Source organism: Pseudomonas sp. SDO5215_S409, from assembly GCF_054071325.1.
Map to the genome: position 1 here is coordinate 1 of NZ_JBSVWN010000173.1, position 529 is coordinate 529.

1 protein-coding gene is annotated in these 529 nt (G+C 56.9%); it reads left to right on the forward strand.

Translation table 11 applies throughout. The features are described from left to right. Positions 1-458, forward strand: a 458-nt coding sequence (locus ACW9H9_RS28775) for a group II intron maturase-specific domain-containing protein (RefSeq protein WP_457346732.1), incomplete at its 5' end; no start/stop codon positions are given. Positions 459-529 lie beyond the last annotated feature (71 nt).

Below are 529 nucleotides of genomic sequence, written 5' to 3' on the forward strand. Positions count from 1 at the left end.
TGGGTTACGGGATGAGCTGGCATCAACAGCCGAGGCTAAGAGTGGCAACGATGAGCCTGGGCCGCTTGCGTGATCGACTCAGAGTTCTTCTGCGCGGAGCGCGGGGTTGCAAGATAGTCAGGACTATCGAGCGAATAAACCCTGTTTTGCGCGGTTGGGCGGGCTACTTCAAGCTGAGTCAGGGCAAAAGGGCCCTCGAAAAGTTGGACGGCTGGGTGCGGCATAAACTTCGGTGTGTCTTGTGGCGCCAATGGAAACGGCCCTCCACGAGGGCGCGTAACCTAATACGCTTGGGGCTCACTGAAGATCGCGCCTGTCAATCTGCCTTTAACGGTCGAGGCCCATGGTGGAACTCGGGAGCGTCACACATGAATCAGGCGTTGCCGAAGAAACTGTGGGACAGACTCGGGCTGGTCTCAATACTGGATACGATAAACCGGCTTAACCGCATAACCTGAACCGCCGTATACGGAACCGTACGTACGGTGGTGTGAGAGGACGGCGGATGTGAATCCGCCTCCTACTCTAT